This is a genomic window from Vibrio crassostreae (assembly GCF_041439375.1).
Taxonomy (GTDB): domain Bacteria; phylum Pseudomonadota; class Gammaproteobacteria; order Enterobacterales; family Vibrionaceae; genus Vibrio; species Vibrio crassostreae_D.
This window is the reverse complement of sequence record NZ_JBGONY010000057.1, coordinates 20,386-30,854: the sequence shown is the minus strand read 5'-3', so window position 1 is coordinate 30,854 and position 10,469 is coordinate 20,386. Positions and strand designations below refer to the sequence as shown.

The 10,469-nt window shown below is 42.8% G+C and carries 8 protein-coding genes; 7 read left to right on the top strand and 1 reads right to left on the bottom strand.

Features of this window, described 5'->3' with window-relative positions:
• Positions 1-194 precede the first annotated feature (194 nt).
• Positions 195-1,565 (top strand): MATE family efflux transporter, encoded by a 1,371-nt coding sequence (locus tag ACED45_RS19340; protein WP_055318784.1) that lies wholly within the window; start codon positions 195-197, stop codon positions 1,563-1,565.
• 133 nt (positions 1,566-1,698) lie between these two features.
• On the opposite strand, the gene ACED45_RS19335 is transcribed toward ACED45_RS19340, so the two are convergent.
• Positions 1,699-2,541: a DNA ligase gene (locus tag ACED45_RS19335; RefSeq protein ID WP_371714797.1), complete on the bottom strand. Its 843-nt coding sequence runs from the start codon at positions 2,539-2,541 to the stop codon at positions 1,699-1,701.
• 294 nt (positions 2,542-2,835) lie between these two features.
• On the opposite strand from ACED45_RS19335, the gene ACED45_RS19330 reads away from it, so the two are divergent.
• From ACED45_RS19330 to ACED45_RS19305, 6 genes are all read left to right on the top strand, one after another.
• A complete protein-coding gene (locus tag ACED45_RS19330; RefSeq protein WP_086711361.1) occupies positions 2,836-3,165 on the top strand; it encodes an STAS domain-containing protein in 330 nt (109 codons plus the stop codon).
• A 63-nt stretch (positions 3,166-3,228) separates the two neighbouring features.
• A complete protein-coding gene (locus ACED45_RS19325) occupies positions 3,229-4,062 on the top strand; it encodes an OmpA family protein (RefSeq protein WP_146491564.1) in 834 nt (277 codons plus the stop codon).
• A complete protein-coding gene (locus ACED45_RS19320; RefSeq protein ID WP_371714796.1) occupies positions 4,059-6,158 on the top strand; it encodes an SLBB domain-containing protein in 2,100 nt (699 codons plus the stop codon). The genes ACED45_RS19325 and ACED45_RS19320 overlap by 4 nt, the downstream gene beginning before the upstream one ends.
• Positions 6,158-6,847, top strand: coding sequence for a chromosome partitioning protein ParA (locus ACED45_RS19315; RefSeq protein WP_371714795.1), 690 nt, complete (start codon positions 6,158-6,160; stop codon positions 6,845-6,847). Before ACED45_RS19320 ends, ACED45_RS19315 begins: the two co-directional genes overlap by 1 nt.
• 46 nt (positions 6,848-6,893) lie before the next feature.
• Entirely contained in the window at positions 6,894-7,721 is an 828-nt protein-coding gene (locus tag ACED45_RS19310; protein ID WP_371714794.1) for a phosphate/phosphite/phosphonate ABC transporter substrate-binding protein, read from the top strand.
• A gap of 42 nt (positions 7,722-7,763) precedes the next feature.
• Positions 7,764-10,136, top strand: a complete 2,373-nt coding sequence (locus tag ACED45_RS19305) for a response regulator (RefSeq protein ID WP_371714793.1) — start codon at positions 7,764-7,766, stop codon at positions 10,134-10,136.
• The last annotated feature ends 333 nt before the right edge of the window (positions 10,137-10,469 follow it).

The window sequence follows — 10,469 nt, the reverse complement described above, 5'->3', positions numbered from 1 at the left end:
TATAAATACCCAGCAACTCGCTGCAAAAATCAGCTCGAAAGATCAACACGCCCTAATAACAGTTTTTCATAGCAGTTATTGTGACATTTCTTTATGATTCGTCCAGTGGAAGCTTAAGAGCATTGTCTCTGATTCCTTCAGAATGTCCTTTCCTACACTATTATTCTAATTTTCCCTCTTATTTGGAGTTGTTTGTGCATCGTTACAAAGAAGAATCCTCGAATCTAATCAAACTTGCGACCCCAGTATTGATCGCATCCGTTGCACAAACTGGAATGGGTTTTGTTGATACCGTAATGGCCGGTGGCGTCAGCGCTATCGATATGGCGGCGGTTTCAATTGCAGCAAGTATCTGGCTACCATCAATATTATTTGGTGTTGGTTTATTGATGGCGTTGGTTCCCGTCGTTGCACAACTAAACGGTTCTGGTCGACAAGTAAAAATACCATTTGAGATTCAACAAGGTGCGTTTTTAGCGCTCATCATCTCCCTTCCTATCATTGGCGTACTGTTCCAGACGCAATTGATATTGGAGTGGATGGACATTGAACACCTCATGGCAGAAAAGACCATCGGCTATATGAATGCGGTGATGTTTGCTGTCCCTGCATTCTTGTTGTTCCAAACATTGAGAAGCTTTACTGATGGTATGTCTTTAACTAAGCCTGCGATGGTGATTGGTTTTATTGGCTTGCTATTAAACATCCCGCTTAACTGGATGTTCGTATACGGAAAACTTGGTGCTCCTGCTCTGGGCGGTGTTGGCTGTGGCGTGGCAACGGCTATTGTCTACTGGGTGATGTTTGCACTGCTGTTTGCTTACGTTTTAACATCAAAGCGTTTGGCGAAAATCAATATCTTCGGTACGTTCCATAAGCCTCAGCTCAAAGCACAAATTCGTCTGTTTAGACTTGGCTTCCCAGTAGCGGCCGCTATCTTCTTCGAGGTAACTCTGTTTGCGGTGGTTTCTCTGTTGGTTGCCCCATTAGGTTCATTGATTGTTGCTGCGCACCAAGTCGCGATCAACTTCTCTTCGCTGGTTTTCATGATTCCAATGAGTATCGGTGCTGCTGTGAGTATTCGTGTTGGCCATAAGTTAGGCGAAAACAACACCGAAGGCGCGAAGATTGCGACACACGTTGGTATCATTGTTGGCTTGGTCACAGCCTTAATGACAGCTGCATTAACTGTATTGTTCAGAGAGCAAGTTTCATTGCTCTATACAGAGAACACGGCGGTAATTACTGTTGCAATGCAATTGCTTTTATTCGCGGCGGTTTATCAATGCACCGACGCCATCCAAGTTATCGCTGCAGGTGCTCTGCGTGGCTACAAAGATATGCGTTCAATCTTCAACATTACCTTTGTTGCTTACTGGTTGCTTGGCCTTCCTATCGGCTACATCTTAGGAATGAAAGATTGGATTGTTGAACCTATGGGCGCGCACGGCTTCTGGATTGGTTTCATTGTTGGTCTAACGTCAGCAGCGATTATGCTGGGTATGCGCTTACACTGGATGCACAAGCAGGACGACGACGTACAGTTAGAATTTAGTTCTCGCTAGATTCGTACTCGTTAAACCGGTGTGTCTGATATCGAATACGAAAAAGAGCGCTGATCTTCAGGGCTCTTTTTCGTTTATTGGCGGGCGTATTATTTAGTCATACTAACTACTGGTCAGATAGATTGTATTTGTCTTAATAGTCACTTTTCTCTCTAACAAAGCGCGCAAACTTGGGTTTCCCATTTTGAGTAAAACCATTGTAGCGAAACGTAATACGACTGCCGATTTCAGGTGGTGCGAGTCTCATTTCGTCACTGAACCCGCTACCAATATAGAACTCAATCCCCTCCTCCGTGTGGACCAATATAGAGCCCATCATTCCTTTATACTTTCCTGTCCCGCCTTTATAGCCAATAACCGTAGCTTCAGCATCATGATGCCTTTTAAGCTTTAACAGGTCATTACTTCGCCCTGCTTGATAACGGCTTGTGATCTTTCTTAGCATCAAACCTTCGCCATTACGTTCGTCGATATTATCTAACTGATGGAACAGTGCATCTTCACTATGAATAGAGAAATGCTCTATGTAACTGACATGAGGTTCACCAATCATACTGACCCAGTGCAAAATATTGTAATAGCGCTTTTGATAATCTCCGGCAGCCCCTGGCATATCAAACAGCATGAAGTCTATTTGGCGCCAAGCTGTATCACTAGGTGTGTGATCGAGAACAGTAGATTGAACTAAGTGAAACTTGCCTCTTCCTGCCCACAACTCTCCTTCGAGATGTACCTTAGGCAAGTTTTCCGTAAACCACTTCGGTGAATAAATGCGATTCCCATTACGAGTATAGAGATGTTTACCATCCCACAGAGCCCTAATCCCATCGAGCTTCTCACTCTTCCAGTATTCAGAAACATCAATGCCTTGTTTATATGTGTTTGCCAGCACCAAGTGATCCGGAGGTAAATAGGATGAATGAGAAGAAAGCGAACACGCCCATAGAGTTGCTATAGCCAGTTTGGTTAGTCTCATCACTTGCTCCGTATTAATAACTCCCTTAATCCTAAGCGTTTCAACGTACAGATAGACAATCTATGCCAGAAGATGCGACCCACACACCAACCTTATTCATCTTTAGTTTTCATTCACAAAATTAATGGCTTGTAGGTCTCAAAAGTACATCCAATTTTAGTTCTCATATTGAGAAACGACCTTTCTCAATATGAGATAGAGATTAAGAATGGCGTTAACTTGTTGAAAAATAAAAACATAAAAGTTGGCACATTCAGTGCAGTTGTTCATACATACTTTAAAGGAGATAACGCTATGGAACTACGTAAGATTGATTTGAATACAACGACGCTAACGCTTTCTATCTTCGGTGATTTAGATGCAGCAGGCAGTCGTGATGCGCAAACTGACATTGATGATGTAATTTCGAACGACGGCCATCAAGAAATCGAAGTCGATTTTAGTCAAGTAGAGTTTTTGGATTCGTCTGGTGTTGGTGCAATAGTCTACATGTTTAAGCGCTTGACCGAGCGTGAACGCAACATGCGACTTGAGAATGTAACCGGGCAGCCACTTGAAATTATGAACCTATTACGAATAGGCCACGCTATCCCGGTAAACTCAAAAAGTCCTACTAATTCATGATGATCCACTAAGCTAGAAGTAACAAAAATAATAATTATAAAAATAAAAACAAAGGACGTTGGCATGAAATTATTCAAAAACTACATAGCCCTCTCTCTGTCTGCTCTGGTTCTGGGGTGTACTAGCTACCCAGAGTCAGGAACAGGAGGTCTCGCTGAAAGTTATGATTCAATCAATTATTTGAATTCCGACTTCTCTCCTGTCATGCCTGATGAGCCACTTGGCCCTGAACACGGTTTACGTTTTGATTGGCAATTAGCAAAACTTCATTTAGATGCGTTAATCCAAGAAGGTGCGCGTTGGTGTTTTCCCGCTGCGGTAGTCCAAGCTATTGAAAAGCAAAATCGTATTGCACGTGAACTACAAGGCGGTTTACTGCTAGATGCAGCCAACGACCTAGTCATCCAAAGAAAACGCCTAAACGAACTTGAAGTCCAGCTAGACTACGTGACATCACAAGCCCGTTGTGAGCCACCAAAAAATGAAAATCAATTTAGAATACAACTGTCGGTTATCGAACAGTTGTATGACCTACTTAATGTTGATAACCAATTCGCAGAAGACTCTATTGAAGTCAATCCCAAGTATATGGGAAGACTTGCCGAAGCGACAGCGCTACTCAAAGAACACAAGTCTTTAGACCTAGTTGTTACAGGTCATGCTGATGCGACTGGGACCGAAGAGTATAACGACAAGTTAGCACTTGGACGAGCTAAACAAGTCGAACGCTACCTGACTATTTTTGGCTTGGGTGCTCAACGAATCAAAGCCGTCTCTGTCGGCGAAACCGTTCCTCTTTTTGAGGGCGAATCAGACGGTACGCGTTTAACTAACCGTCGAGTCAGCATAGAAGTTATCTCACCTAAAAACGCCGAGAAAATGGGAGGTGGGCTATGAAATCATTGATCGCTTTTTTCATCACCCTATCGCTATGCTTTGCGAATATCGTGAATGCAAGAGACGAGTTTTCAGAGGCGGTTCAAGTCGGTGATCTTATCCAAGTCAACGTACCCGGAGAAAGTACCTTAAATACTGGGTTCCAAGTTGATAAACGTGGCCGTATTACTCTTCCTGAAGTGGGTACTGTATTTGTGGCAGGTTATGACAGTGAGCAGCTTAACAAGGTCGTTTTAGAATCACTGGCTACCGCTTATAAAGATCTTTCAAACGCTTCCGTATACGTAAAAGAACAGCAAATCATTATTTACGTTCAAGGTTATGTACAACAACCTGGCGAATACACACTCGCATTGGGTTCTAGTATCCAAATGGCGCTTTACGCTGCGGGCGGCTTACGTTCAGGGGCACAACTCGATAAGCTTATTCTTAAGCGAGGCGCTGATAAAATAGAATTCAACTACAAACGTTTCCTAGATTCAGGTGACGAATCAACGCTCCCCGCTTTGCAATCATTGGATTCACTGTTTGTACCTGCTTCCCCATTAGTCGGTAACATCGAGCAAGAGTTTGACGCTGCAAAGCTTGCTAACTCCGGTGACAGTGCTGACTCTCGTAATTCAATCAAAGTGTTTGGTGAAGTAAACGCACCGGGCTCATTCACTTATAAAGAAAACACCGACCTCGTCGACGTATTAATGCGTTCTGGCGGCGTGACTCGTTATGCCAGTGTTGAGCAAATCCGTGTGATCTCAAACAACACCCCAACGCTATTCAACCTTAAACGTTACTTAGATTCTGGTGACGAAAGTTTGCTTCCAATTTTGCGTCCAGGCGCGACGATTTTTGTACCCAAGCAAGAAGAAGAGATCAAGTCTGGTGCTAATATGGTTTACGTAATGGGCGAAGTAGCCTCTCCAGGTGCCTTTGAAGGTAAGAGAGGTGCGACGTTTATGGATATCTTAGCGAACGCTGGCGGCCCGACCCGATTTGCGGAGTCTAGACAAATCCGCGTACTCAAAGCCGACGGCAGAGTAGTTAAATTTGATTTAGCGGCATACACAGAAGGTTTACCTAATTCTAACCCTCCTAGCATCAAAGCGGGAGACGCGATTTTCGTCCCAGAGAAAACAGACATGAACGAGAAATCATGGCTAAAGATCTCGCCGGATAGAGCTGTAAATGTTATTGGTGAAGTTGTTCGACCGGGACGTATTGAATGGTCAGATGAAATGGATTTCATGGGCTTACTTGCTCATGTTGGAGGGCCAACACTGCGTGCCGACACCACAAAAATAGAAGTGGTTACAGGTAGAAAGCTAGTGGTTTTCGACTTAGACGAATTTATTAAAACTGGAGCTCCGCGTGACCAACTGCCCTTCATCCGTGCAGGCTCAATTGTGCGCGTACACGACTTACCTCAAGACCCTTCAGACAACAAATCTCAATGGGTGCGTCAAAGCTCAGATGCATCAATTTATGTGTTTGGCCAAGTTCGTTCACCAGGCCGGTACCGATTTACAAAAGACATGCACTTTCTAGACATATTGTCAGCGTCAGATGGACCAACGAAAGACGCCGACATTCACAATATTCGCGTAACCCACAGAGATAAGACCTACTCTAAAGTGAGCAAATTAAACTTATCTCTCTATTTCGAAACTGGTGATGAATCGATCCTACCAAACGTAACTGCCGGCGATACTATTTATATCCCGGAAAAAGATAAAAATTGGTTGGACACACCAAAAGAAAAAACAGTTCGTGTGCTTGGCGCAATTAATAATCCGGGTCGATATGTGTTCAACGACAACATGACGATTTTAGATATCTTGGCAGAGGCATCAGGCCCTACTGAAAATGCTTATGTAGAGAAAATTACCATTGTGAACATGTCTTGCTGCCAAGGCCAAGCTCGTACCTTCGACCTTGTTGAGTTCAGCAAAACGGCCAACATCTACAACTTACCAGTGCTACGTGCCGGTGACACTATTTACATCCCAGATCGACGCGAGAGCTTTATGGAAAAAGCTCGAGTGGGCTTAGAAGACATACTTCGCCTAACGACAACCATTGTCCTAATAGGAGCTTTGTAATGACTATTTCAGCAATTCAAGCAGAAGTAGAACAACTGTATCTAGCTTCTGAACTTAATGGCCAAAAATCAATATGCGTGACCGCCTGTTATTCAGGTGACGGTGTAACATCCATTGCAACGGCATTGGCCGAACGTTTCCTATTGGCGGGTCACTCTACGCTGTATGTTGACCTCAATTTATTTAATCCGGCATTCAAAGATTTACATATGTTGGAAGAAAAGCAACAAGGAAGACTCATTGAACATGTTGAGTCTCAACGCCTTTTTATGGGGGTTCCAGCCCCTCAAGTTACTTCAACTCAACTGGCTTACAAAGACCCAGAAACGCTGACTAAAGTGGTAAGCCAATGGTTAGAAACATACGAAAGAGTGGTTGTCGACACCTCGCCTCTGCTGAATGTTAATAAAGGCAATATACCCGCCCAATCGGTAGCGAGTGCTTGTGATTGCACGTTACTTGTTGTCGCCTATGGAGAAACTTCGACGCACAACTTAACTCAAGCGAAAAAGTTACTTGATGCACAAAATATCTCGCTCCTTGGATGTGTGATGAATATGAAATACACGCCAAGTTTCGCTAATGAATTGATACGCCAAGTAAATAAACTGAAGCTCCTTCCTCGCCCACTACAGGAGAAAATTAAAAGTTGGATATCTAGAAATGAGTTTCTCAATTTAACTCTATAAGCTTCACTACAAAATTACGATGTCTCTAAGAGAAGGAAGGGAATCTATGAAAAATCTAACGTTGTTAACCTTGGTTTTGCTACCGACATTAACTTATGCAGATACCTTCACATTCGGTATTGTTCCTCAGCAATCTGCAAGTAGACTCGCGCAGCAATGGACCCCAATACTCGCGAAAATAAGTCAAGAAACGGGTCACACCATCATCTTTGAAACCGCGAAAGATATCCCTATGTTTGAGCAGCGTCTTGCTAGCGGTGACTATGATTTTGCGTATATGAATCCATTCCACTTCGTTACTTTCAACAATAGTGTTGGCTATAGTGCGATGGCCAAAGCTAAAGACAAACGCCTAAAAGGCATAATGGTAGTGCGTAAAGATAGCGGGATTACAAGCTTGGAGGAGTTAGACAACACTACCGTTGCCTTCCCTGCTCCTGCAGCGTTTGCAGCTACGTTGCTGACTCAGGCGGGATTAAAACAAAGAAACATTAATTTTGAACCAAACTATGTCTCTTCACATGATTCGGTATACCTTTCTGTGGCCAAGGGCTTTTATCCGTCTGGGGGTGGTATTATCCGAACCTTCAACGCATTAGATCCAGAAGTTAGAGATCAGCTTACTCCTATTTACACCTCCAAAGGTTTTACACCTCATGCTATCGCGAACCATCCGAGAGTCGACTCGGAGGTGGTACAAAAAGTTCAAACCTCCTTTGTTCAATTAGCCCAGAACGAAGAAGGAAAAACGTTACTTTCCCCGCTAAGGATTAAAGCTTTTGAAACTGCGGTTGATGTCGACTGGGATGATGTTCGTGCACTGAATATTAAACAGAAAGACACAATGCCCATGACCGTAAATAAGGATCAATAGTTACGGTAGGTTTGGATAAAGCGCCACGGTAAGGATACGCTGATGACTTTTAGAACAAAAACGATCATTGGGATTGCCTCTATAGAAATAGTGATGCTTATGGCTCTTGTCATAAGTGCAATGTCATTTCTGTCGGATTCTAATGAACAGCAGCTTATCAAACGTGCGCAGGCAACTTCTCAACTGTTTGCTCGTGCAACCAAAGACGCAGTGCTATCCACTGATATCGCAACATTAGATGATATCGTAAAGGAGATCATGACGATCGAAGATATCGTCTATGTCAAAGTAGAGCGTAATGAAGTCTTGCTGAGTAGCGCTGGGTCTACAGACTATTTCAGTAAAGAAATTCAGGTTGATACGAACTTATCCAACGTAGATGATGGAATATTCGATACGTATTACCCAATTGAAAGTGATGGACTAAAGTACGGCTCAATTTCAATTGGGTTCACAACCTCTTCGATCAATTCGATGCTTACAGATGCTAAGAAAACCATCAGTTCAATTGCCTTGATAGAGGTTATTCTTGTTGCCATCTGCTCCTTCATTTTAGGTACTTATCTAACTAAACATTTGTATCAGCTTTCGTTTGCGGTAAAAAAAGTGAGAACGCAAGGACCAGGTTTTCAGCTGAAAATAAAAAGTGACGATGAACTTGGTGATGTAGTCAACGCATTTAATGACATGTCTACCTCTTTGTCTAAAAACTACACGGACATCAAACAAGCGAGAGAACAAGCCGAGCAAGCGTCTGAGTCTAAAAGTCGATTTTTGGCCTCTATGTCTCATGAGATTCGAACCCCTATGAACGGTGTTCTTGGCATTTTATCGTTACTTAAAGAGACCAAATTAACAAAGGATCAAAGTCATTTAGTTAATACCGCTTCAACATCGGGCGAACTACTTTTATCTATCATTAATGACATATTGGACTTCTCTCGCATGGAAGCCAATACGCTCATTCTTGAACAAAAAACCTTCTCTCTCCAAGAGTGTATCCATAGCACCATTGATAGCTTTGAGCCGAGTGCCAACGCGAAAAATATCCAGCTTGTTACTCCTTATCAACCTGACCAACCCGTGATGGTGGTCGGCGACGTTCACCGCTTTCAACAAATCTTATTGAATTTGATCGGTAATGCGATCAAGTTTACTTCCGAAGGCAGTGTCATCGTTAATGTTGAGACTAATGAAACAGAAGATAATAAGGTAGAGATTACATGCCAAGTTGCCGATTCTGGGATCGGCATTGAATCTAACGCAATGAGCTACCTATTTGAAGAGTTCACCATGGTGGATCAAGGATATTCAAGACGTCGTGACGGTTCAGGGCTCGGCCTCGCCATTTGTAAACACCTAGCAAAACTCATGGATGGCAACATATCAGCAAGCAGCGAGGAAGGTGTAGGCAGTACCTTTACCTTTTCGGTAATGTTGGAAAAGTCATCAAATTCTGGGGAAGACAGCCGTTCTGGTTCTTTTTCGGTGACGTTAAATCCTAAAATTTTAACCAGCCGTATTCTAGTAGCCGAAGATAACAAAGCGAATCAACTCGTTATCGTTAATATGTTTAAAAATGCTGGGATGACTATTGATATCGCGAACGATGGGAACCAAGCTGTCGAAATGGTAAAAAACAATGATTATGACTTCATCTTTATGGATATCTCTATGCCAGAAAAAGATGGCCTGCAAGCATGTTCCGAAATAAGAAGCTTACCTAACACTCAAAAAGCGTCTGTGCCAATCGTTGCGCTGACTGCGCACGCACTTGCCGGAGATAGAGAGCAGTTTTTAAATCAAGGTATGGATGACTACCTTGCAAAACCTATAAGAATGTCACAGATCGCTGATATGTTGCACCTTCACCTTGTTACCAAGCAGGAGCATGCTATTGAGTCCAAACCTAATACAGTGAAGGTATCTGAAAATAGCGAGCCTACAACTTCAGATATTCAGGCAAGCGGTACTTCTGACGAACCATATGCAACAGAGGGTTGTGAGGCTCTGGACGATCACAAAAATCAAATAGCCAATCAGCCACTAACGGAAATTCAAGGATCTGATCTGGTTGATGAGCAAATCCTTGAACAAATGGTTGAAGATACCTGTGCCGAAGTGATGCCAATGTTGATCGAACACTATATTGTAGAGTCTGGAAACCGCATAAAACTGATTCAAAAAGCTGTTGTGGAACAAGACCTATCGAACCTAGAGTTTGAAACTCACACCTTGGGCAGTTCCTCGCTCGCACTTGGGAACCGTCGCTTATCTGTGTTAGCGAGGAAAGTCGAAAAACTGTGTTCTGAGCAACAATCTGAGCTGGCGTTTTCTAAAGTCGATGAGCTAGTAGTTCTTGCTAAAGAATCTATGAATGCTATCGAGAAACGAAGAGAGCGAGGTTTTAATTAGGCTATGCGCTGCGGCTTATTGCTCACTACCCCAATCTCTTCTTTCACTCCTCTGCTTACTCCAACCACATACCTGACTATTGCCTCTTTCATTAAGCAGGCAAGGTTTAGTCAATGACGTTCATTACTATTCAATGCATTTTACATGTAAATTGTAGGGTTTAGTGACTTTTCAAAACAAGTAGCACACAAAATAATCACGTTATGTGACTAAGTCTAATAAAGCACATTGTAGATTGAGTCAAAGGTGGAATTCACAAGAATATTCCCTAAGATTATATACAGAGGTGATTTTTGACGAATTTGTAATAGTTTGACAATGTTATCTGATGAT